Genomic DNA, 22,472 nt, shown 5'->3' with positions numbered 1-22,472 from the left:
CAATTTGAAATACCTATTTGGAGGGAATAGCTATGCTTTTAAAATATTTTTATGATGAAAAATTAGCACATGCTTCCTATTTAGTCGGTTGTCAGAAGGAAGGCGTAGCAATTGTAATTGATCCAGGTCGCTATATAGAACAATATATAGAATTTGCTAAGAAAGAGGGAATGGAAGTAATTGCTGCGGCTGAGACTCATATTCATGCTGATTTTCTTTCTGGGTCTAGAGAACTTTCCAATCTTTATCATGCAAATTTATATGTATCTGATGAAGGAGATTGTGATTGGAAATATCAATATCTTAATGAAGGTCGATACAAATTGGTTAGAGAGGGCACAGAGTTTAAAGTAGGTCATATAAAATTTAATGTAATTCACACCCCAGGGCATACGCCTGAAAGTATTTCTTTTTTAGTGACTGATACAAGTCAAAATAATTATACGAATGATAAACCGATAGGGATATTCACAGGTGATTTTATATTTGTAGGAGATATAGGAAGACCGGATTTATTAGAAACTGCAGTCGGTATGAAAGATACTGCAAAAATAGGAGCGAAACAATTATTTGATTCTATACAAAAAATAAAAATACTTCCTGATTATTTGCAAATATGGCCATCACATGGTGCGGGAAGCGCATGTGGAAAAGCATTAGGAGCAATTCCAACTTCTACATTAGGTTATGAAAAGATGTTCAATTGGGCATTTCAGTGTAATGAAGAAAGTGATTTTATATCAACTTTATTGACGGGACAGCCAGAGCCTCCAAAGTATTTTTCATTAATGAAGAATTTAAATAAGTATGGTCCGCCAATTCGTAAGAAGAGAAAAAGTAATGCTATTAATACAGTAGAAGAACTTCAAGAAATTTTGAAGAGCGTTCATCAAATAGTTGATATAAGGGATGTAGAGAGTTTTGCTGCAGGTCATATCGAGAAGTCAATTAACATACCTTATAACAATTCTTTCACAACTTGGTGTGGATGGTTATTAGATTATAAAACAGAAACGTTAATAATTCTAGATGAGGAAAAGGTTAAAGTGGAGGCAATTATTAGAGAATTTGAATCTATTGGGTTAGATAATATTATTGCTTTTGCACCCTTAAAAGTAATACAAAGACTTGATAGATTTGAAAGTTACAAAGAAAAAACATCGATTGAATTATATCCGCATATAAAAGGTGGAAGCGTTAAGGTTATCGATGTGCGTAGTAAAAAAGAGTGGGAGGAAGGACACCTTCATGATGCAATACATATCACTTTAGGTAATCTATTTGAACAACTAGATTATATACCGAAAGATTGTCCAATAGTTTTGCAATGTCGAACCGGATTACGTTCCGCTATAGCAGCTAGTATTTTACAAAGAGCTGGTATAAAGGAAGTAGTGAATTTAAAGGGAGGATTTCTTGCATGGAAAAAAGAAAGGCTTCCTTATACAACAAGCAATCTCAATGTGTAGGAAAATATTATTACAATAGTAAAGAAGGTCGCCATTCACGGCGACCTTCTTTACTATGCGTTATACCCAAATAATTTTAAATCTTCTCCAGACCCTGAAATAATCTTCTCAAATCGTAATCCTACTTTTTCTAAAAGCTTTCCTGAGGCGATGTTATCTATAGAAGTAATTGCTACAATTCGATTCATGCCGAGCTTTTGTACACCGTATTCGATTATTGCAGAAGCTGACTCGTAGCCATATCCTTTTGAACGGAATGTTTCTAAAAAGGCAAATCCGATATCAACGTCTTCTAATGAATCTCTTTTAATAAGGCCACACATACCAAGTGGAGTGAGATCTTCTTTTCGTTCTACTAAGTAAAGGCCAAATCCGAGTTTGTTATACATATCGATGGGACCGTTTACAATATAATTTTTTGCATCTTCTAAGTTTCTAACTCCTTTGTCACCGATAAACTGAATCCATGCAGGATCGTTTACTAACTCAAGAATAAAAGGAGCGTCTTTTATATCAAACCAACGAAGGTTAAGACGTTCTGTTTTAAGAACTATCAATGATTACACCACCTTTAAAAAGTTATAACAATTAGTATGGATTGTGTAAAACAAAAGTGCAACATATTTTAATGGGGGGTTGTTCACATAAAGTTCGTTTGTTTTGTATAGAGAGATATTTTATAATTAGGATTGATTGTAAAGAGTGAGATGCTTATACAATGACTCCTAGGTAACTAGGAATTTTTACTATATAACTATCATTATTGCTAAATATGACACACTACACATTCTACTCAAGGAGGTACATAATGAAGAAATTATATAATGCATCGTTTACGTATTTGATTATCGGTTTATTATCAGGGATTTTCGCTAGGGAGTATGGTAAGTATAAAGGGATTTTAGGATCTACTTTGTTAAATCTTTTGCATACACATACACTTGTACTTGGCTTTTTCTTCTTTTTAATTGCTTTAGGATTAGCAAAAGTATTCGCGTTTCATGAAGTGCAAGGGTTTAATAAGTGGTTTGTTTTACATAACATTGCATTAACATTAATGTTAGGTTCGCTAGCAGCGAGAGGGCTTCTTCAGTTAAATGGAGCTGACTTTAAAGGGTTAACTTATATTGTAGGATTTTCTCATTCGTTGATGGCAGTTACTTTAATTTGGTTTATGTTGTTAATAAAGAAATCGTTTAAAATGTAGTGAAAAAGAACTTGTAGCGTGTGCTGCAGGTTCTTTTTTGTATGTTCAGGTTTAATAATCTTATTTTTCTAATTATTTTGTATAAAGATGGTATACTTGTTTTAAAATTAAAAAGGAGAGTTGATTATGGAAATAACAATTGAACATGTAGTAAATGAATTAAAAGGCATACTTCCTGAAGATCGAGTAGTAATAAATATGACAGTACGAGAGTTACATAGTAAAGATGAATCTTATCATACTAGTAGTTTACCTGATGTAGTTGTTTTTCCAAAAACGACCGAAGAAGTTAGCGCGATAATGAAAATAGCGATTCAGCACGGAACAGCTGTCGTTCCATTTGGAGTAGGGTCCAGTTTAGAGGGACATGTAATTCCTTACGAAAAAGGAATTACAATGGACTTTTCTCTTATGAACAAAATACTTGAAATAAGAGAAAAGGATTTTCTTGTGAGAGTACAGCCAGGGGTGACGCGCTCTCAGCTTAATAAAGAATTGAAAAAGTATGGATTATTTTTTAGTGTAGACCCAGGAGCTGATGCAACGTTAGGAGGAATGGCTGCTACAAACGCGAGCGGAACGACAGCAGTAAAGTATGGTGTAATGCGTGATCAAGTTCGAGATTTAGAAGTCGTTCTTGCGGATGGAGGGGTAATGCATACCGGGAATTTAGCGGCGAAGTCATCATCAGGTTATCATTTAAATGGTATTTTCGTAGGATCAGAAGGAACACTTGGATGTTTCACGGAGTTAACTTTAAAAGTATACGGTATACCAGAACATGTTATGGCTGCGAGGGCATCGTTTCCAACTATAAATGATGCAGTAGAAGCTGTAATTAACATATTACAAGCAGGTATTCCAATCGCGAGAATTGAACTCGTTGATGAATTATCTATGAAACAAGTAAATCATTACAATGAAACAAGTTACAGAGAAGAACCGACACTATTTTTAGAGTTTCACGGCAATGAAGCAGGGTTAAAGCAAGATATTGAATTTACGAAAGAAATCGTTCTTGATCATAAATGTAAAGAAATTGCGTTTGAGACGGAAACAGCAGCAAGAAATAAACTGTGGGATGCAAGGCATAACTTAGCGTACTCTTACGTGCATAGTTATCCTGGTAAAAAGCTAATGAGTACAGACGTATGTGTGCCAATTTCGGAATTAGCTGGCGCGATTCAACATGCGAAAGAGGTATTAGATAAAGTAGGGCTTATTGGCGGTATTCTAGGTCATGTTGGAGATGGGAATTTCCATGTACTCTTAATGATTGACACAAATGATAAAGAGGAAGTAAAGAAGGCAGACGAAATAAACGAAAGTATCGTTTTGTATGCTCTTAAACGAGGAGGAACATGTACAGGAGAACATGGCGTTGGAATCGGAAAACGAAAGTATCAAGAAGAAGAACATGGGGCGGCATTATGTGTAATGGAGAAAATAAAGAAAGCTCTTGATCCGCAAAATATTTTGAATCCGAATAAGGTGTTTCAATTAAAAGATAGGGGCTGATCGGGTGAAAGTACTAGAAGCGATAAGTAATATAGCTGGAAAGTATTTTGCATTTTGGGTTATTTGTATTGCAGCTATTGCATATTTCATTCCCGCGCCATTTCTCGGGTTAACTAGTTACATAACGATTTTACTTGGGGTTGTCATGTTTGGGATGGGATTAACATTGAAGGCTGTTGATTTCAAAATCATAGCTACAAAACCATTAGCAGTTATTATCGGTGTATGTGCTCAGTTTATTATTATGCCACTTGTCGCATACGTACTAGCCTACGTTATGAATCTGCCAGCGGAATTAGCAGCTGGGTTAGTGTTGCTCGGTTCAGTACCGGGTGGCACTGCATCAAATGTTATGGTTTATTTAGCAAAAGGGAACTTAGCGTTGTCTATTGCAATGACTTCAGTATCAACGTTACTAGCACCAATTGCTACACCGCTCATTCTACTATTACTTGCAGGGCAATGGATGCCAGTAAATGCTATGTCCATGTTTCTTTCTATCGTACAAGTCATTATTGTGCCTATTATTTTAGGACTAGTAGTGAAAAAGTTTTTCCCTCATATCGTTAATAAAGGAATGACTGTTATTCCTTTAATATCAGTTGTAGCAATTATCATAATTGTTTCTGCAGTTGTTTCAGCAAATGTAAGTAGCGTTACTTCTTCAGGACTTCTTATCTTTATTGCGGTGATGCTCCATAATGCTTTCGGTTTTTTGCTCGGATATATAACTGCGTTCGTACTTGGACTAGACGAAGGGACAAGAAGGGCTATTTCAATAGAAGTAGGAATGCAAAATTCAGGTTTAGGTGTTGCACTGGCGACAGCGCATTTTGGACCGGCGGCTGCACTCCCAAGTGTATTAGCGGCAGTATGGCATAACATTGCAGGGCCAATATTAGCAACCATCTGGTCAAAAAATGCAAAAAATGAAAAGAATACTTTTAGCGATGAAAATGTATTAATAAATATAGAAAAATAGGAATGATAAATAATGCAAAAACGTATTGTACATTTTGAAGGAATGGTTGTATTTTTAGCCGCGATTTATATGTATTCGATATATGAGTTTAGTTGGATTATATTTTTTGTATTCCTTTTAGCGCCGGATCTATCAATGTTAGCATATGGGATTAATAATCACGTTGGTGCGAAAATATATAATGTATGTCACACATATATCATATCCATATTAATTGTTCTAATAGGTGTCTATTTTAAGATAGATACCGTTATAATGATTGGCTTAATATGGACAGCACATATTGGAATGGATCGAATGTTTGGATATGGATTGAAATATGAGACGGATTTTAAGGATACTCATATTCAGAGGTTATAAGAAAAAGTATTCATATTTACAGCGGGTCTATTAAAATATTGAACAAAATTCAGTGAATGAATTTTGTTCAATTGTTGAGAAATATATATATAGATAGATACAAATAATCGAATTATGTTATTTTTATGATAATTAAAAGAAGGAGAGTGGATTTGATGAATATACAAATCACTGGCAATGAATTAATTAATAAGATGCTGAATGATTGGTATCGAGATATTAGAGCTCAACGTATAAGTGAAGCAAAAAAATTAAAAGAAGAGATCGATAAAAAGCTTTATATTATCGAATCAGATGTAAAGGTTTCATTTCACTATTATCTGTTAGAATTTCGATATAAAGTGCTAATAGATGGTTTAGGTAATTTGAAAAAAGCTTTTGATAAAATAGATGCATTGCCTAAACCGAATGATGAATATTCTAATTATTATTATTATTTATTCAAAGCCATTCATTATACAATTCTTACTAATTATAGTGAAGCTAGCAACTATTTTGAAAAAGCTGAAGGGTTATTAGAGCATATTTCAGATGAAATTGAATATGCAGAGTTTAATTATAGAGTTGCTATATTAAAATACCACTTGCATTACGCATATTCAGCTATTGAATACGCTTCAAAGGCAAGAGATATCTTTGTTAAACAAGCAGGGTATGAAGTGAACATAGCGCTGTGCGAAAATATATTAGGATTATCTTTTTCGGAATTAAAGCAGCATGATAAAGGTGAGGAATATATTGCGTCAGCAATAAACATTTTACAAAAAAATGATGCTGAAATGTTAGTATTAAGAATCAGACATAATTTAGGTTTATTGTATGCGAGTCAAAATCTTTCAGTTTTAGCAATTAGACACTTATCTGAGGTTTCTAAAAAAATGCCTACTCATTATAAGGCAATCTTTTTAGAGGCAAGAGAATATTATAAATTAGGTGAAATAGAAAAAGCGAAGGAATTAATTGAAAGTGGATTGAAGGTTTGTGAGGAATTAAAAAATGATGAATATAGATATCACTTTTTAATTCTAAAGGGATTTTGTCAGCATTTAGAGGTAGAAAAAATAGAAAAAATTATTCTTGAAGGTTTTTCTTACTTTGAAAGAAAAAATTTATCGGAGTATATTCACGAATATACCGAAAGTCTGGCATTAGAGTTTCATAAGGTAGGTAATATAGAAAAAGCAGAAAAGTATTTTTTTATGAGTTATGAAATAAAAAAGAGAATATTTGAAAAAGAAGCATTAAAATAAAGAAAAAACTTGGATTATCTATAATGGGAATAGCAGCTGGAGTTATGGGGTTTTATGGTAGAAGGTCTTTGCAATAAATTAGCTCACAGTGGATATGGTAGAATGTTTATAATTATAAAACCTAATGAAAATCCATATGCTGTCTCTGAAGATACAACGATGCCTGCAAAACAAATCTTCTATTGAACGTGGGTAATTAAACAAGTCACAAATTATAATTTGTGACTTGTTTAAGGTTGGATACTAAATGTGTTGCTTTCAATATTGAAAGCAACTTTTAAGTTTGTGATTAATAGTTAACTTAATAAATTTTGGGTTAAAATAAAAACAAATTTTTAATCAAGTCCCACAAAAAGTACGATAAGGGCGATTCGTCGGTGCAGGCGGAATGCAGTATTCTTCTTGATCTGTAGAATACGCATAAGGGTTTGATAAAGCTTCAAGAAGTTTCTCCATTACGCTATAGTCGTCATTTGTAACAGCTGCTTCTAGTGCTTCTTCTACACGGTGGTTCCTTGGGATGATTGATGGGTTATTATTTTTCATCATTTCGTAGGCGTTTTCTTTCGATTGTTCTTGTCTTTTTAATCGAGATTGCCACAGTTTGTACCAATCTTTATATTCAGGACTTTCAAATAGAGCTGTATTTTCAATAGCATCAAGAGTTAATGAACGGAATGTATTTGTATAATCTGCTTTATATTTCTCCATCATTTTTAAAAGTTGCTCAATAAGTGGTTGATCTTGTTCTTCGGTACTAAATAGTCCTAATTTCTTTTTCATTCCAAGGAACCAATGGTTTTCATACTGTACGCTAAATTTCGAAATTTCGTCTTGGGCGATCTTTAATGCTTCTTCTTCATCTTCGTGCAGAATTGGTATTAAAGATTCTGCTAATCGAGCGAGGTCCCATGCGGCCATATATGGTTGATTTCCATATGCATAACGACCTTGTGTGTCAATAGAGCTAAATACGGTTCCTTGATTGTAATTGTCCATAAATGCACAAGGACCGTAATCAATTGTTTCGCCACTAATCGTTATATTGTCAGTGTTCATTACACCGTGGATAAATCCAACAAGTTGCCATTTTGCGATAAGACTGGCTTGTCTTTTAATGACTTCTTGTAGTAATGCAGTATATCGGTTTTCATGAGCTTCAATTTCTGGGTAATGCCTTTTTATCGTATAGTCAGCTAGTGATTTCAGGTCCTCTATTGAACCACGAGCTGCAGCATATTGAAATGTACCGACGCGTATATGGCTACTAGCTACTCTAGTTAAAATTGCTCCAGGTAACTTTGTTTCACGATATGTTGCTTCACCAGTTGTGACAACTGCTAAACTGCGAGTAGTCGGAATATCAAGTGCATACATTGCCTCACTAATGATATATTCACGTAGCATCGGACCGAGTGCAGCACGGCCATCTCCTCGGCGTGAATAGGGAGTAGGGCCAGAACCTTTCAGTTGAATATCGAAACGCTCACCTGAAGGAGTAATTTGTTCGCCAATTAAAAGAGCACGACCGTCGCCTAACATATTAAAATGTCCGAATTGATGGCCAGCATATGCTTGAGCTAATGGATGAGCTCCTTCTGGGAGTGCATTACCAGCGAAAATAGCAATTTCAGCTTCCTTTTTCAGTTCTTCAGGGGTCAAGCCAAGAGATATCGCTAATGAATGGTTTAGTTTAACTAACTCCGGTGAACTTACGGGAGTAGGGGGGATTTCTGTATAAAATGATTGTGGTAAAGTCGTATAACTATTATCTAAATTCCAACCTGTTTCATTATTTTTAGTCATTGTATCTCCTCCTTTTTGTATTTTAAGTTATGTATTTGTACGTATGTATTCTTTGTAAAGTTAACTAAAAGTATAATATAATATTTCCCCTTGCAATCTATTGTAAGGACTTCATTGCACTATGTCTATTTAACAGCAAATTTAAAACCTCCATTTTAAGAAAATGGAGGTTTTATTATTATTTAATTTTTACAATTATTTTTCCTTTTGCTCTTCCAGACTCTGAATATTCCATTGCTTTTTGCGCATCTTCAAAAGGGAAGACTCGATCGATTACCGGTTTGATTTTTTCGGCTTCAATATAGTTTGCAATAGTACGTAATTGATCCCCGCTTGGCTTCATAAATAAAAATGAATATTGAGCATTATGCTTTTTTTCAAGTGCAGTAAGTTTTTTGCTGGCTAATGAAAATAAGAGAGTTTTAAAGAATCCTGAACCAAATTCTTTACCGAAGCGAGCATTCGGCATACCTGAAACGGAAACAATGTTTCCTCTGCTTTTTATAATATTGAATGATTTTTCAAGTGTTGCACCGCCGATTGTATCAAATACCGCATCATAATTTTTTAGTATATCTTCAAATTTTTCTGTTTTGTAATTAATAATTTCATCTGCGCCAAGAGACGTTACTAAATTTGCACCAGCTTCACTAGCAGTCGTTGTAACAGTAGCACCCATTATTTTTGCTAACTGAATTGCGAAAGTACCAACACCACCGGATCCAGCGTGAATTAAAATCTTTTGTCCTTTTTGTAATTGCATGATGTCATGTAATGCTTGATATGATGTTAAGCCAACAAGTGGAATCGAAGCAGCTTCCTCAAAACTTAAATTTTTCGGCTTTAAAGCTATATCATCTTCATGAATGGCTATATACTCCGCGAAAGTACCAATCTTATTTTTTCTTGGACGAGCATATATTTCATCACCAACTTTAAAACGAGTTACTTTTGATCCAACCTTCGTGATGACACCGGCAAAGTCATTACCAAGGATTAGGGGCATTTCATATTTCAGTAACATTTTTACTTTTCCGTCGCGTATTTTAAAATCAATTGGGTTAATACTAGCTGCATGAATTTCTGCGAGCACCTCATACTCTTTTATTTCAGGAGTAGGTACCTCTGCCATACGCATTGGGACTTTTCCATATCTATCAATTATCATTGCTTTCATTTCTTATACCTCCAAGTTTTAATAAAAGTTTTGCAATAGCTTCTCAATATCTAATACAAGATTTTTTAATAAACCTAATTTTGTACGTATATCAATATAATAAAAATTCTTTGTACCTTCTTTTCTCATTAAAATAATGCCAGCTTCTCGTAAAATCTTAAGGTGATGTGATACTGCTGGACGGGAAAGGTGTGTTTGCTTCGTGATTTCTCCTACACGTAATCCTGTTTGACATTCCGTTTCCATTAGCACTAATAAAATAGCTTGACGTGTTTCATCACCAATTGCCAATAATACTTTTTGAGAATCAATAAAATTTTTTTTTATAATATTTAATTGTTCTTGTTTATTCATTTCAATCACTTTGCCTCCTGCTAATTAGTCGAAAGGTTTAAGATAACGAACCATTACTTCGATACGGTAATGCTACATGATTGTTGTATGAGGTGCAATATTGGGAAAGAAAATCGAGACGAATGAATTTTTTATTTTTGAAAATTATAGGGAGATAGAAAAGGGATTGGAAGGACTACATAACACAATAGATGAAGTTTTAAAAACAAAAAATGATGTAACAATAAAATAAGCGGTCGTAACCTTGTATAATCCATAAGGTTACGACCGTTTATAATGTTTGTATTATTTTTGATTTTTACGATAGAACATAGTTCAACGTAAAGTACGTTCTTTTGTTTTACACTTTCATACAGACACAATTCAGGTGGATTATAGATGTATGAAAAGGTAAAAGGGATTTTGGGGCGTAATCTATCTATATGATAATTCAAAATGAAATATAAGTCTATATTTTAATGTTTTTTTTGATTATATTTATGTCACTGAGCTCAGAACAATGATGTGGAGGGTAAATATATGAAATCGAATTATGTACCAGTTTTAATTGTTGGAGGGGGATTATCTGGGTTAGCGTCTGCGTTATTTCTTGCAAAACATAACATTGAGTACTTACTTATTGAAAGGCATCCGTCTACTGCCATTCATCCGAAAGCAGGCGGTCTTACTTTACGTACAATGGAGTTATTTCGAGAATTAGGCTTGGAACAAAGAATTAAATTGGCAGGTAAAGCACTAGAGAACTGCCGAGGAAGAATAGCGGTTCATACAATAGCTGAGGCGAATAAAGAAGAATTGGAACAAATGAGAGCGACGCAATACAGAAACGATGAAGAGTTACTTCAAAAAATAGAAAAGATTAGTCCATCAAAACAAACTGCATGTTATCAAATTATTTTAGAAGAGATGATGTTACAAGAAGCAAAAACGCTAGGCGGGCAACTATCTTTTTATCATGAATTAGTTTCATTTGAACAAAATGAAAACGGGGCAAAAGCAAAGATTCGAAATCGTGAAACAGAAAAAGAAAGTGTCATACATTGTGACTATGTAATTGCAGCGGATGGAGCGAAAAGTAAAATACGTGAGCAGTTAGGGATTAAAACTGAGGGGCGTGGAACCATTGGTGGCTATTATATGAATATTTATTTTGAAGCTGATTTAAGAGAGTTTATACAAGGAGACGCATTCGGTTTTTCGATGGTACTTCATCCGGAGGTTCTTGGTGCACTTATCCCAGTTGATAACGTAAAAAAATGGATTTATCATGTAGCCTACGATCCATTAAAAGGAGAGGGGCTAGAGGACTTCACTATAGAACGTTGTAAACAAATTATTCAAATAGCAATTGGAAGTACAAGTGTTGAATCAAAAATATTAAGTGTTTTACCGTGGGAAGCGGCCGAAAGTACAGCGGTGAAATTTCAAGGAAATCGAACCTTTTTAGTTGGAGATTCAGCACATATTATGCCGCCAACAGGAGGATTTGGTTCAAATACAGGAATACAAGATGCGCATAACTTAGCTTGGAAATTAGCGGCTGTTATAAAAGGGAAGGCAAAACCAAAATTGTTAGAAACATATCATGAAGAGAGACACTCTGTTGCAAAATTAACGACAGCTTATGCAAGTAGTTTACTGTTTCGTGCTGCGAATAGAGAGGAAGGCAGTTTGAATAATATGGATGTTTTAGCTGTTACAGTTGGATATCAGTATTGTTCAGAGGCGATTATAGATAATTCAGTCACTCCACATAGAATGGATAGCATAGAGTTGAACGGGAGACCTGGAACGCGAGCGCCGCATTTATGGGGAACGTATGAAGGAAAGAAAGTTTCTACATTAGACTTATTCGGTAACAGTTTTGTATTACTTATAGGAGTAGAAAATATTTCTTGGGCTGAGGCAGCACATGCTGTTTCAGCTAAATTAGGAATAAATATAAAAGGGTATCGTGTTGGCTTAAGTGGAGACTTTGTTGTTCCAGAAGATATTTTTAGCAAATTATATGGTATAGAGAATGGAGGTGCTGTATTAATTAGACCAGATGGCTTTATCGGATGGCGTTCGGAAAAAACGGTAGTAAATCCAGATATAGTATTGGAAGAGGTAATGAGGAATTTATTATGTGATTTTTAAGTAACTACAGAAATATTGTTTTATGTGCTTCACTGTACTGAAAAAAATATTCACAAATTTCAATAGGTTTGATATGATTAAATTCGACAAGTTAATAGAGGCCGGAGATATTTGAGAAAAGCCATAAATTTATTTAGGGATACAGGAGTGTATTCTAAATAATTTATGGCTTTTTTTATTGAATGAATCGTACAAAATAGAGAGTTACATGTGAAAAGGAGGACTATAGGAATTAAATAGGATAATACTAGTTTTCTATATTAATAATATAGATAAAGTATATTTGTAAGATTGGAATTTTAATATAGGTTTATAAAAATAATGAAAGTGTGTCTTCTATTTCGTGTAAATCTCATTAGCTTGTTGAAATTTGCAACGTAGGAAGGGTTAGAAGGATGAGAAAGATTATTAGCGTTTTAGTTATTTTCTTTATGACGGGAAGTATCTTTGCTGGGGGAGCTGTTCATGCGAAAGCAGAAGGGAAGCATGAATGGAATACGAATAAGTTTTTAAATATTGCACATCGCGGAGCAAGTGGACATGCACCTGAGCATACTTTTGCTTCTTATGATTTAGTGAAAAAAATGAAAGCGGATTATTTAGAGTTAGATATTCAATTAACAAAGGATGGCCAATTAATTGCAATGCATGATACAGCAGTTGATCGCACTACAAATGGAACAGGCGAAGTACGTGATAAAACGTTAAGCGAAATAAAGAGTTTAGATGCAGGAACGTGGTTTAATAAAGCGTATCCAGAAAAGGCTAAGCAAGAGTATGTTGGGCAAAAAGTTCCGACTCTTGAAGAAATCTTCCAAAAGTATGGAAGAAGCATGAAGTATTACATTGAAACAAAATCACCAGATGTGTATCCAGGAATGGAAGAGAAATTGTTAGCATTGTTAAATAAATATAATTTAGTAGGTCAAAACATGTCATCTAGCCATGTTATGATTCAATCATTTAGTAAAGATAGTTTGAAAAAGATTCATAGTATGAATGAAAATATTCCGTTAGTTCAATTGCTTTGGTATTATCCAAATGAAAACAATGAAATTGTTGAATGGTCTGGCATTACACATGAACCGAAAAGTGTAACGAATGATGATTTTCAAGAAATTAAAAAGTATGCAGCTGGTATTGGGCCAAACTTACGTAATGATAACGGAGAACTAATTATTGATGAATCATATATGAAAATAGCTAGGAAAAATGGACTGTTAATTCATCCTTATACAATTAATGAGAAACCAGATATGAGACTGTTAATCAAATGGGGTGCTACAGGAATGTTTACAAATTATCCGGATCGATTACATAGTGTATTGAAGGGGAAATAAGTGAAAAAGGGTATACCAGTGTTTTAGGTACACCCTTTTTAATTTAACTCCCCGATAAACAGAATCTCTTTTTCATAGCATTCATCTTCATCATAAATAATTTCTTGAAAGCGAAGCGTTTCGAAGGAATGACAAACTGAAATTTCTAATTTCTCCCAAAAATCAATTTCATTTGAAAGAAGAATCCATTTTTGAAATTCACTATTTCTATTAAAAAAATTATGAAAGTAGTCCTCATTTTTAAATATAATGATTTGCGAACCCCACAAATTATTTATAGAAATTAAAACAACAACTCGATATGTATGTGTATCGCTCGGTTTCATATTTATTAAATGATTTGCTTGATTTAATAAGGTTTGAATACATAATCGCTTTACTTTTCTAGGTGTTTTACGAGAGTCGATAAAAGTTTGCGAAACTGGCAATAGCATATTCCAATATTCATCGTTATAGAAAATAGAAGGGAACGTTTTTGTATGTTCCTCAATTCGCTTTATTAAAGTGTTTGTTTTTCGTTTCATACCACGTATTTTCTTTTCACGCATTGTGAGTCATCTCCATAAATTTTTGTAATGCAGCAGAGTGATATATATCTTTTCTAGTAATAAAAGTAGTAGGAACTTTTTTGAAGCTATTTGGTAAAGGGTTGAATGATATGTCATGTTTATGATCATTTAAAATAGACTTCATCATAATTGCTATGCCCATACCTGATTTTACACATGCGAGTATCGCCTCAATTGTTCCGAACTCTAATACTCGCTTAGGTGAAATTCCTTCTTCTTGAAGCCAATCTTCTAATAAATTTCTATAATAGCACCCGCGACTAAATGCAAGTAAATTCATGTCTCCGATGTCTTTAAAGGAAGATAAAGGATTTTTGCTAATGAGAACTAATTCTTCTTCACGAAATATATTTGTATGAAGTTCAGTATGCTGAGTAGAGCCAGCTATAAACGCTCCGTCCAGTTTTCGTTCTAATACAAGCCTAATCAATTGTTCCGTCGTATTTGATTCTAAAATCAATTCGACTTTTGGGTATTTCTCATAATAGGCTGTTAATATAGATGGAAGTCTTACAGCGGTTGTAGATTCTGTACATCCAATTTTTAAAGTGCCTCTTGGTTCGATCCCATTACTTTGAACTGCTTTAACAGATTGATCTATTAAGTGGATAATTTGTTTGGCGTATGTTAATAAAATCTCACCGTTAGAAGTTAAAGTTACACCTTTTCCGTTTCGGTAAAATAAAGGCACACCTAATTCGTTTTCTAGTTGTTTCATACGCATTGTTACGCCAGACTGTACATAGTTTAAATTTTTCGCTGCGTGAGATATGTTTTTTTCTTTCGCAACTTCGTAAAATACAGTTAAATCTTTTATATCCAAGTATCATCCCTCCATAAAAGGTATCATTTTTTTTGATGGATTACATAATAAATCTTTATTTTATATGATATCAGAACTTTCATACAATTAAAGGGGGATGGAGGGATTATTGTGTTAATGGAAGAAAGGGTGAATAGTACTTATAAGTGGGTTATGTTAATTTTTGCGACAGTTGCTCAAATAACAGCGACACTTATAACGTATGGTGTTGGAGCGTTTGCATTATTTTGGAAAGAAGAATATGCACTTACGAATACGGAGAGTGGATTGCTAGTAAGTGTTGTAAATATAGGACCGCTATTTTGTATGCTTTTTGTCGGGCGGCTACTTGATCAATACAATGAAAAGTTGTTAATTTCGATAAGCTCATTTTTACTAGGAGGTTCATTTTTACTGACTAATATGGTCAATGAATTTAATGGGTTACTCTTTGTACTTTTATTAGTAGGAACGTTTTATAGTGTTTCGCAGCCAGGAGGGAGTAAGGTGATAATAAAGTGGTTCCCAAAAGAAAATCGCGGGTTAGCAATGGGGATTAGACAAGCTGGTATACCGATTGGTGGCACGTTAGCGGGAGTATTGATCCCGTTTCTTACAATAAAATATAATATGGCTTATGCGGTAAATAGTATTGCATGCATTTGTATAATTGGAGGGTTTTTATTTTTTATATTTTATAAGGAACCATATATTCAAGAGAAAGTTAAACAAGAACGTATTAAACTTTCTTTTTGGATGCAGTTAAAAGAAGTGATGTGTAAAAAAGAGTTGTATGCAATTTATATAACTGGCATTTGTATGATTTCATTGCAAATGGTGTTAGTTGCACACTTTATAAAATTTTTAGTATTGGAACAATCAATCACGCCAATTTTAGCTGGAAAAGTATTTTCCGTTATGTTCTTTTCTGGAATGGTTGGTAGGGTTATATTAGCAGCTACTAGTGATTTGTTTTATAAGGGAAATCGGCGCACCCCTTTATTTATAACTGTTTGTATTTCTATTCTCTTCATTCTAATATTAGTAATGAGCATACATACAATAACGAATGTATTGTATGGTGTAAGTGCATTGTTAGGGTTCTTTTCGATTGGATGGTTTAGTCTTTTTATAACTGAAGTTGCAGAATCAGCAAGTGAAGAATCGGTAGGGATGACAGTGAGTTTTGCACTTACATTAAATCAAATTTCCATTATTGTTGCACCTGCTTTATTTGGTTATATTGTAGATAAGAAGGGATATACGTATGCGTGGTTATGCATAGTTGTATTACTAACTATTTCAGCGGTTAGCTTATATAGGAATTATAGAAAATAAAGGAATGTTAGCAATGTAAATTTTTTGTGAAGAAAGTCTAAAGAAATGTTGAATGAGCGACATTTCTTTTTTTATTTGTTGTATAATCAAAATGTAAATGAGATTCGTTTTCAATTTCGTTCATTACCTCTTTTGAAATTACCTGTAATTTTAGCCATAATTAGCTGTTTTTCTTTATCGTTATTTGCATGATTTATTTTATTTAAAAATTTTTCAGCATCATTTCCTTTTAATATCATAATTTGTTTTCCGTAATATTCAATTAATACCATGTTGTTTTTTGTTATCCGATAATGAAACATCTTATCATCTAAACGGTTGCGTTTATCGGTGTTTTTCATATTACATCTCCATTCTTTTTAGTATGTAACAAATGTTACAAAAGAATTTGAAATTATAGTGTAATGCATCCGATTGTATGTTGGAAATTTTGCTAGAAAGAAATACAATAGAGAGTAGTCAAAATTGAAAATGAGAAAAAGGAATCTAGTTTTAACATAGTGAATATTAAATAATATTATAATATACTTGATAATTAAAAGATATAAAATAGAATGGATGTACGTTAAGTGAAACTAGATAAAAGAGGGTTCCTAGTATGTTAAAGAAATGGTTAATCGTTTTCTTTATTTTTGCTGTTTTTTGTGGAAGTGTTGTTACACTAATACATGCAAATAAAGGAAAAAAATATGATGTAAAGGCATTTTCAAATGTAAATAGTAAGCAAAAAGATGTTAAGCAGGAAGTTGATGCGAATGCGAAAAAGCGTTATGAAATTGCAGCTGGAAAACTAGATCAGTACTTAAAAGATAAAGGATTTAATGGGAGTGTTCTTGTAGCAAGTAAAGATCATGTCATTTTACGAAAAGGGTACGGTTATGCGAATGTGAAAGATCAAGTATTAACAACTCCAAGAACGAAATATCGCATTGGGTCTATTACGAAAACAGTTGTTGCAATATCTATTATGCAACTAAAAGAAAAAGGGAAGTTGAACATTGAAGACAATGTAAATAAATATATCCCATCGTTTCCGGCAGATAAAAACATTACGTTACGAAATTTGTTAACACATACGTCTGGATTACCAGAACAGGGACAAGGTAGTGTTGACGCAGCATCACGGTTAAAATTAGTAACGTGGATTGGGGCACAAACGTTACAATTTCCAGCAGGGACAGGATGGAAATATACAGATTATAATTATATGGTGCTTGCATATATTGTAGAAAAAATATCGAATAAACCACTTGCTGAATATGTGAAAGCAAATATTTTGACTCCTGTTGAAATGCATGAATCTGGAATGGGCGCAACACTTCCAGAGGATATTTTCTTAGCAGAAGGGTATACGAAAAAAGATAATAAGTTAATAGCCACGCCTCGCTTAAAAATGAACTGGCTGTATGGTTGTGGTGAAATGTATACGACTGTTGAAGATATGAAAAAGTTAGATGAAGCTATTATGGATGGTAAACTACTTTCTAAACAAAGTGTATCAGATATGTTTTCTGCATCACCTGCAAGAAAATATGGATTTAGTTTCTATATTTACCCAGATTATTATCATAACCACGGTGTATTAGCTGGCTGGAACACTTTTAATAATTTTAACTGGGATAAACGAACGTTTGTCATATTATTTTCTAACGTCCAAAATGGTATGAATGATGCATTTAATCAAGAATTTAGGAAAATGGCGAATGATTTAATAGAAGGAAAATAATTATAAAAAATCGGTATTGATATGTAATTATCAATACCGATTTTTTTATTTTGTAAAGTTTTACTTACTGCCCACAAATAGCGGGATAAATAGGTAAGAAAGGTGATTGGCATTTGAATAAACCAAAATAGGTAGTTAAATGCTAAGTAATGTAAAGAATAATTGGTAATTTTTACATTGATAAAAAAGCTTGAGCTTCACACTATGTGAAGCTTTACATTATTGGAGACAAGAACAGGAGGTTGAAAAAATGAAAAAAGCAATAAAGTTTTGTTTAATAGCTACATTATCTACAACGATTATTAGTGGATGCTCTTTTGAGGGTAACAATGAAAATGTTAAAGGGAAAGAAGGAGAAAAAGTAGAGGTACAGAAAAATGCTGGGAAATATACGATGCCAGATGAAAAAGATAAACATGAAGGTACATGGCTACAATGGCCACATGAATACACATATGGTGAAGAGTATAAGCAGGAAGTTGAACCTATTTGGGTTAAGATGGCAAGTGCTTTAACTGAGGGTGAGAAAGTCCACATTGTTGCATATGACCAGGAAGAAAAAGAAAGAATCAATAACCTTTTAACAGATGAAGGGTTAAATATGGAGAAGATTGATTTCTTTATCGCGCCTACTGATGATGTATGGGCAAGGGACAGTGGACCAATTTTTGTTTATGACAGCAATAAAAATCTCAAAATATTAGATCCAGCATTTAATGGTTGGGGGAAGAAAACACCTTATAAAAATGATGCTCAAATACGTAAGAATGTGAGTAAACAATCAGGAATTGAAAGAATTGATTGGGGGAAATTTGTCCTTGAAGGCGGCGCAATTGAATTAGACAGCAATGGGACTGCGTTATTAACTCGAAGTGCGGTAACGAATAAAAATAGAAATCCTAATTTATCAGAAAAGGAAATTGAAAAATATATAAGTGATCTTGGGGTATCAAACTTTATTTGGTTAGACGGAGTACCTAATTTAGATATTACGGACTTTCATATTGATGGATTTGCTAAATTCCATAATAAATCTACCATTGTAACGATGAAAGAAGATGACCTAGCCGAATGGGGTTTATCTAATAAAGATATGGATACATTGTTAGATGCAAAAAATGCTTCAGGACAGAAATATAAGTATGAATACTTGCCGCTTAGTAAAGAAAAGGTTGCTTTAGAAAATGGTAAAACTCTCGATTATAAGGGGTCGTATATCAATTATTATATCGGAAATACAGTTGTATTAGTGCCTAATTATAATGATCCGAATGATAAAATTGCAAACGATACGATTCAGAAGTTATACCCAGATCGTAAAGTAGTCGGTATTGATGTGAGAGAGTTGTATAAAAACGGCGGTATGATTCATTGTGTGACACAACAACAACCCATTGCATTGAAGTAATTGATTGTAATTTCGTTGTTCTGCTATATAGACAAAATAGGTGGAATCTTATTACCTATTTTGTCGTTCCTTATTATTTATAATAATAAAATTTTAATATAATGATAAATGAATTATAGTGTATATTCACTTTTCGTTTTATATGGTAAAGGAGAAAAATGTTTGTGTTAAAAAATTTTAAAATAGTGTTTTCGTATTTCCCTATCGTTTTACAGTACATTTTAAATGTAGCTTTAATTTGCTTAGGGGTTATTCTAAGTGTGTTTCTTATGAAAGAAGTCATTCAGTTTATACAAGAACTGAAATTGGATGGTAATGAATCGAGTTATCATTTAATTGATAGTATCGTTGTATTCTTTTTGTACTTTGAATTCATCGTAATGATTATAAAGTATTTTCAAATGAATTTTCATTTTCCATTACGATATTTTATATATATAGGTATAACAGCTATTGTGCGTCTCATCATTATAGATCACGATAGTCCGTTAGATTTATTGTTATATGCCTGTGCAATCTTTGTATTAATTAGTGCGTTGTTCATTGCGAATTCTAAAATGATGCGTCGGGATTTAGAATAGTGAACATTTGTTGTTGAATTAAATAAGATATTTTATCTTTTTGCAAAAAAGGAGTAACGGTATTGAAAGAAATAATCTTAACCAGCCCCATAATGATAGGGTTTATGATTCTATTATTTAATTGTATACTTTCGTGATTTAAAAGAATAAAAGGTTAATAGAGAAAGAGGTTTTTGTAAATATGGTTCATTACAATAATCAAAATAGTTTACATTTATAAGTTTTGCATTCATAGGTATTGAAGCAATAGGGGTTGAAATTGAAGATCCCTTTGGTCAGGATCCAAATGATCTTCCGCTAGAAGGAATTTGTATAGGAGTAGAAGCGCATTTAGTGAATTTATATAATCAAAACGATCTATTAGAAGTAATGGGTTTGAATCTTGATAAAAAAATCATTTAATCATTTATTGTTGTTTTAAAATATGGTATTTAAAAAACTTGTCAAGAGTCAATTTAAGGCTTAACGTCAGCTTTATATTTTTTATATAAATATATAATATTTCTCCATGCTATAATCCATTCATGAAATATACGCGGTTCATGAGTTGTAATGAAAAGAGAAATGAATTGAGGAATAGTTGGCTTTGTGAAATCAGTTATGTAACTACTATTAAAAAGCGAGGTAAATAATATGGAACAAAAACATAATGGGATTATTTTTACTGCAATACCAGACGAATCGAATGAATATTATCAACCATTTTATGAAGACTTGATTTACTTTAATGAATGTTTAAATGAAAAGAAATCAATTGCGGATCAACTTATATCTTTATCTGTTGAAGAACAAGACTTTCATACGAGCTGTTTTGAGTATGATGATATTTGGCTAAGAGATGTTGCACCGGTTGTCACAACTCATCTAGTTAAATTTAAATATAGACCCAATTATTTGCCAGATGATCAGGGGCGATATTTAGATCAACAGTTTAATAAATGGTTGAAAAAGAATGACTTTGAATATGTGAAATCCCCATTAATATTAGATGGTGGTAATCTTATTTGGAATAAAAAAGATACCGTAATATTAACAGAACGTATATTTGATGATAACGATGATTGGACAGAAGAGGAAATTATTGAGCAGTTAGAATGGGATTTAGATGTGAGCCGAGTTATTATTATTCCTGCTGAAGAAGGGGATGTACTAGCACACGCAGACGGAATGGTTAAATTTATTGATGAACATACAATGTTTATTAGTGATTTTTTAGGGGATCATGAATTTAGATATAGTGTTCAAGAGATTATTCAAGAACAAATGCCAGAAGCTGAATTTATAGTTGTTCCTTCATCATATACAGAGAAAGGACAATATGATCAAGAGATAGCATCAGCAAAAGGGTTGTATATAAATATGTTAGAATCATGTGATGCTCTTTATGTTCCTAAGTTTGGACTAGCTAAAGATGAGGAAGTTTTACGATATATTCAACAGTATACGGAGAAGCAAGTTATTCAAATTCATGTAGGAGAAATATCAACAATGGGAGGCGCAATGAATTGTTTAACGTGGTATTGTCCAAGCCATTTGTTACCTTCGAAAATGAGAAGATTTTTGATTGGTTTTAATAAATAAGTAATGAAAAGAAAATATATTCAAGGAGTATTGATATGTATACCATCGCTGAGTTTTCTCGGATTTGTAAAATGAGTACGCGGATGTTAAGACATTATGACAAAGAGGAGATATTAAAACCGGCATATGTGAATCCGGTTAATGGGTATAGGTATTATGAACAAGAGCAGCTGGAAGTAGCATTGAAAATAAAAAAGCTAAGGGAGTATAAATTTCCTCTTCCAAAAATTAAAATTGTTTTGCAGTCATCGGATCAAGATTCGTTTGTTCAACATATACAATCACAAATTATCGAGTTGTCTCAGGAAGTGAAGCAAAATTTACAGGTTATTTCAGAAATGAATGAAATGGTAAAGGTGAATAGTAGTCTAAATATTGCTCGTCATAGAAATTACGATATATTAATGGGAATGAGGAATGAAGTAACGATAATTATTCAAAGAGTAAAAATAGATATGGATGATATGGATGATTATTTTTATGACTTATATGAAGAGGTACAAAAAAATAATTTTCAAATAGTCGGTTCACCATCTGCAGTCTTTTATGATGAAGAATATATTCCAAGTAACAGTGATATTGAATTAAGAATCCCGGTTATGCAGGGGAATGATGAAGACGTAGCACAAGAGTATGAAATGAAAAAACTAAGTCCACATCAAATCGTTACTACTATGCATTATGGAAGTTACGACTATATTGGTTACGCTTATATAGCGTTAGAAGAATGGGTTGAAAAAAATGGGTGTGTAATAGTTAATTCGCCATATGAGGTTTATATAAAGGGGCCTGAATGTGATTGTTTAGTAGAGGAATATGTGACACAAATTTGTTTTATAGTGATGAAAATAGACTGAAGATAAGG

The 22,472-nt window shown here is 33.0% G+C and carries 23 protein-coding genes and 1 pseudogene; 17 read left to right on the top strand and 7 right to left on the bottom strand.

Annotated elements, in window-relative coordinates:
- Positions 1 to 32: 32 nt before the first annotated feature.
- Positions 33 to 1,469, top strand: coding sequence for an MBL fold metallo-hydrolase (locus tag ACYFX0_RS01945; RefSeq protein WP_000925301.1), 1,437 nt, complete (start codon positions 33 to 35; stop codon positions 1,467 to 1,469).
- A 53-nt stretch (positions 1,470 to 1,522) separates the two neighbouring features.
- Here ACYFX0_RS01945 and ACYFX0_RS01940 read toward each other — a convergent pair whose 3' ends face one another.
- Positions 1,523 to 2,026 carry a GNAT family N-acetyltransferase gene (locus ACYFX0_RS01940; protein ID WP_000636433.1) on the bottom strand — a complete coding sequence of 168 codons (504 nt, stop codon included), beginning with the start codon at positions 2,024 to 2,026 and terminating at the stop codon, positions 1,523 to 1,525.
- Between the two features lie 251 nt (positions 2,027 to 2,277).
- Between ACYFX0_RS01940 and ACYFX0_RS01935 the strand changes: the two genes are divergently transcribed.
- The 6 genes from ACYFX0_RS01935 (at position 2,278) to ACYFX0_RS01910 (ending at position 6,972) form a co-directional block, all read left to right on the top strand.
- Positions 2,278 to 2,676: a DUF2871 family protein gene (locus ACYFX0_RS01935; protein WP_000737896.1), complete on the top strand. Its 399-nt coding sequence runs from the start codon at positions 2,278 to 2,280 to the stop codon at positions 2,674 to 2,676.
- A gap of 126 nt (positions 2,677 to 2,802) precedes the next feature.
- Positions 2,803 to 4,194 carry an FAD-binding oxidoreductase gene (locus ACYFX0_RS01930; RefSeq protein WP_106081741.1) on the top strand — a complete coding sequence of 464 codons (1,392 nt, stop codon included), beginning with the start codon at positions 2,803 to 2,805 and terminating at the stop codon, positions 4,192 to 4,194.
- 4 nt (positions 4,195 to 4,198) lie between these two features.
- Entirely contained in the window at positions 4,199 to 5,176 is a 978-nt protein-coding gene (locus ACYFX0_RS01925; RefSeq protein WP_000865817.1) for a bile acid:sodium symporter family protein, read from the top strand.
- Positions 5,177 to 5,188: 12 nt separating this feature from the next.
- Positions 5,189 to 5,536, top strand: a complete 348-nt coding sequence (locus ACYFX0_RS01920; protein WP_001172057.1) for a DUF4260 domain-containing protein — start codon at positions 5,189 to 5,191, stop codon at positions 5,534 to 5,536.
- 155 nt (positions 5,537 to 5,691) lie between these two features.
- Entirely contained in the window at positions 5,692 to 6,786 is a 1,095-nt protein-coding gene (locus ACYFX0_RS01915) for a response regulator aspartate phosphatase (RefSeq protein WP_001025501.1), read from the top strand.
- Between the two features lie 54 nt (positions 6,787 to 6,840).
- Positions 6,841 to 6,972 (top strand): hypothetical protein, encoded by a 132-nt coding sequence (locus ACYFX0_RS01910; RefSeq protein ID WP_000229165.1) that lies wholly within the window; start codon positions 6,841 to 6,843, stop codon positions 6,970 to 6,972.
- A 153-nt stretch (positions 6,973 to 7,125) separates the two neighbouring features.
- Here ACYFX0_RS01910 and ACYFX0_RS01905 read toward each other — a convergent pair whose 3' ends face one another.
- The 3 genes from ACYFX0_RS01905 to ACYFX0_RS01895 form a co-directional block, all read right to left on the bottom strand.
- The gene (locus ACYFX0_RS01905) at positions 7,126 to 8,592 is read right to left on the bottom strand and encodes a protein adenylyltransferase SelO (RefSeq protein ID WP_000164912.1); all 1,467 of its coding nucleotides are present in this window, start codon (positions 8,590 to 8,592) and stop codon (positions 7,126 to 7,128) included.
- A gap of 178 nt (positions 8,593 to 8,770) precedes the next feature.
- Positions 8,771 to 9,769: an NADP-dependent oxidoreductase gene (locus tag ACYFX0_RS01900; RefSeq protein ID WP_017763469.1), complete on the bottom strand. Its 999-nt coding sequence runs from the start codon at positions 9,767 to 9,769 to the stop codon at positions 8,771 to 8,773.
- Positions 9,770 to 9,787: 18 nt separating this feature from the next.
- Positions 9,788 to 10,132 (bottom strand): ArsR/SmtB family transcription factor, encoded by a 345-nt coding sequence (locus ACYFX0_RS01895; protein WP_017763468.1) that lies wholly within the window; start codon positions 10,130 to 10,132, stop codon positions 9,788 to 9,790.
- 91 nt (positions 10,133 to 10,223) lie between these two features.
- Here ACYFX0_RS01895 and ACYFX0_RS01890 point away from each other — a divergent pair, with 91 nt between their 5' ends.
- The 3 genes from ACYFX0_RS01890 to ACYFX0_RS01880 all read left to right on the top strand — a co-directional run bounded on the left by ACYFX0_RS01890 (position 10,224) and on the right by ACYFX0_RS01880 (position 13,602).
- Entirely contained in the window at positions 10,224 to 10,355 is a 132-nt protein-coding gene (locus tag ACYFX0_RS01890; RefSeq protein WP_000516656.1) for a hypothetical protein, read from the top strand.
- 287 nt (positions 10,356 to 10,642) lie between these two features.
- Complete coding sequence (locus tag ACYFX0_RS01885; RefSeq protein WP_460269753.1) at positions 10,643 to 12,262, top strand: FAD-dependent oxidoreductase; 1,620 nt, start codon at positions 10,643 to 10,645, stop codon at positions 12,260 to 12,262.
- Positions 12,263 to 12,657: 395 nt separating this feature from the next.
- Positions 12,658 to 13,602 (top strand): glycerophosphodiester phosphodiesterase, encoded by a 945-nt coding sequence (locus tag ACYFX0_RS01880; protein ID WP_460269751.1) that lies wholly within the window; start codon positions 12,658 to 12,660, stop codon positions 13,600 to 13,602.
- A 38-nt stretch (positions 13,603 to 13,640) separates the two neighbouring features.
- On the opposite strand, the gene ACYFX0_RS01875 is transcribed toward ACYFX0_RS01880, so the two are convergent.
- Both ACYFX0_RS01875 and ACYFX0_RS01870 read right to left on the bottom strand, forming a co-directional pair.
- Positions 13,641 to 14,150, bottom strand: coding sequence for a DUF3916 domain-containing protein (locus ACYFX0_RS01875; protein ID WP_001208326.1), 510 nt, complete (start codon positions 14,148 to 14,150; stop codon positions 13,641 to 13,643).
- Positions 14,143 to 14,994 (bottom strand): LysR family transcriptional regulator, encoded by an 852-nt coding sequence (locus ACYFX0_RS01870; protein WP_000351677.1) that lies wholly within the window; start codon positions 14,992 to 14,994, stop codon positions 14,143 to 14,145. The genes ACYFX0_RS01875 and ACYFX0_RS01870 overlap by 8 nt, the downstream gene beginning before the upstream one ends.
- A 117-nt stretch (positions 14,995 to 15,111) precedes the next feature.
- On the opposite strand from ACYFX0_RS01870, the gene ACYFX0_RS01865 reads away from it, so the two are divergent.
- Positions 15,112 to 16,311: an MFS transporter gene (locus tag ACYFX0_RS01865; RefSeq protein WP_081359131.1), complete on the top strand. Its 1,200-nt coding sequence runs from the start codon at positions 15,112 to 15,114 to the stop codon at positions 16,309 to 16,311.
- A gap of 110 nt (positions 16,312 to 16,421) precedes the next feature.
- On the opposite strand, the gene ACYFX0_RS01860 is transcribed toward ACYFX0_RS01865, so the two are convergent.
- On the bottom strand, positions 16,422 to 16,652 hold the full coding sequence (locus tag ACYFX0_RS01860) for a hypothetical protein (protein WP_000798793.1): 231 nt from the start codon (positions 16,650 to 16,652) through the stop codon (positions 16,422 to 16,424).
- A gap of 257 nt (positions 16,653 to 16,909) precedes the next feature.
- Here ACYFX0_RS01860 and ACYFX0_RS01855 point away from each other — a divergent pair, with 257 nt between their 5' ends.
- From ACYFX0_RS01855 to ACYFX0_RS01830, 6 genes and pseudogenes are all read left to right on the top strand, one after another.
- Positions 16,910 to 18,037 carry a serine hydrolase domain-containing protein gene (locus ACYFX0_RS01855; RefSeq protein ID WP_199669931.1) on the top strand — a complete coding sequence of 376 codons (1,128 nt, stop codon included), beginning with the start codon at positions 16,910 to 16,912 and terminating at the stop codon, positions 18,035 to 18,037.
- A 250-nt stretch (positions 18,038 to 18,287) separates the two neighbouring features.
- On the top strand, positions 18,288 to 19,445 hold the full coding sequence (locus tag ACYFX0_RS01850; RefSeq protein ID WP_199669930.1) for an agmatine deiminase family protein: 1,158 nt from the start codon (positions 18,288 to 18,290) through the stop codon (positions 19,443 to 19,445).
- A gap of 164 nt (positions 19,446 to 19,609) precedes the next feature.
- A complete protein-coding gene (psiE, locus tag ACYFX0_RS01845; RefSeq protein WP_000916567.1) occupies positions 19,610 to 20,026 on the top strand; it encodes a phosphate-starvation-inducible protein PsiE in 417 nt (138 codons plus the stop codon).
- Between the two features lie 210 nt (positions 20,027 to 20,236).
- Positions 20,237 to 20,428 (top strand): annotated as a pseudogene (locus ACYFX0_RS01840) (bestrophin family protein); the annotation flags it as partial.
- A 231-nt stretch (positions 20,429 to 20,659) separates the two neighbouring features.
- Positions 20,660 to 21,607: an agmatine deiminase family protein gene (locus tag ACYFX0_RS01835; protein WP_098015280.1), complete on the top strand. Its 948-nt coding sequence runs from the start codon at positions 20,660 to 20,662 to the stop codon at positions 21,605 to 21,607.
- A gap of 35 nt (positions 21,608 to 21,642) precedes the next feature.
- Positions 21,643 to 22,464 (top strand): MerR family transcriptional regulator, encoded by an 822-nt coding sequence (locus tag ACYFX0_RS01830; RefSeq protein ID WP_460269746.1) that lies wholly within the window; start codon positions 21,643 to 21,645, stop codon positions 22,462 to 22,464.
- Positions 22,465 to 22,472 lie beyond the last annotated feature (8 nt).

Source organism: Bacillus sp. NEAU-Y102 (assembly GCF_054788175.1).
The sequence above is the reverse complement of the archived record's forward strand: the minus strand, read 5'-3'. Positions and strand labels throughout refer to the sequence as shown.

Excerpts from the sequence above, each read along its gene's own strand:
- ACYFX0_RS01945 (WP_000925301.1), top strand. The coding sequence starts at position 33 with ATGCTTTTAAAATATTTTTATGATGAAAAATTAGCACATGCTTCCTAT.
- ACYFX0_RS01935 (WP_000737896.1), top strand. The coding sequence starts at position 2,278 with ATGAAGAAATTATATAATGCATCGTTTACGTATTTGATTATCGGTTTA.
- ACYFX0_RS01930 (WP_106081741.1), top strand. The coding sequence starts at position 2,803 with ATGGAAATAACAATTGAACATGTAGTAAATGAATTAAAAGGCATACTT.
- ACYFX0_RS01920 (WP_001172057.1), top strand. The coding sequence starts at position 5,189 with ATGCAAAAACGTATTGTACATTTTGAAGGAATGGTTGTATTTTTAGCC.
- ACYFX0_RS01915 (WP_001025501.1), top strand. The coding sequence starts at position 5,692 with ATGAATATACAAATCACTGGCAATGAATTAATTAATAAGATGCTGAAT.
- ACYFX0_RS01910 (WP_000229165.1), top strand. The coding sequence starts at position 6,841 with ATGGTAGAAGGTCTTTGCAATAAATTAGCTCACAGTGGATATGGTAGA.
- ACYFX0_RS01905 (WP_000164912.1), bottom strand. The coding sequence starts at position 8,592 with ATGACTAAAAATAATGAAACAGGTTGGAATTTAGATAATAGTTATACG.
- ACYFX0_RS01900 (WP_017763469.1), bottom strand. The coding sequence starts at position 9,769 with ATGAAAGCAATGATAATTGATAGATATGGAAAAGTCCCAATGCGTATG.
- ACYFX0_RS01885 (WP_460269753.1), top strand. The coding sequence starts at position 10,643 with ATGAAATCGAATTATGTACCAGTTTTAATTGTTGGAGGGGGATTATCT.
- ACYFX0_RS01880 (WP_460269751.1), top strand. The coding sequence starts at position 12,658 with ATGAGAAAGATTATTAGCGTTTTAGTTATTTTCTTTATGACGGGAAGT.
- ACYFX0_RS01875 (WP_001208326.1), bottom strand. The coding sequence starts at position 14,150 with ATGCGTGAAAAGAAAATACGTGGTATGAAACGAAAAACAAACACTTTA.
- ACYFX0_RS01865 (WP_081359131.1), top strand. The coding sequence starts at position 15,112 with ATGGAAGAAAGGGTGAATAGTACTTATAAGTGGGTTATGTTAATTTTT.
- ACYFX0_RS01860 (WP_000798793.1), bottom strand. The coding sequence starts at position 16,652 with ATGAAAAACACCGATAAACGCAACCGTTTAGATGATAAGATGTTTCAT.
- ACYFX0_RS01855 (WP_199669931.1), top strand. The coding sequence starts at position 16,910 with ATGTTAAAGAAATGGTTAATCGTTTTCTTTATTTTTGCTGTTTTTTGT.
- ACYFX0_RS01850 (WP_199669930.1), top strand. The coding sequence starts at position 18,288 with ATGAAAAAAGCAATAAAGTTTTGTTTAATAGCTACATTATCTACAACG.
- ACYFX0_RS01835 (WP_098015280.1), top strand. The coding sequence starts at position 20,660 with ATGGAACAAAAACATAATGGGATTATTTTTACTGCAATACCAGACGAA.
- ACYFX0_RS01830 (WP_460269746.1), top strand. The coding sequence starts at position 21,643 with ATGTATACCATCGCTGAGTTTTCTCGGATTTGTAAAATGAGTACGCGG.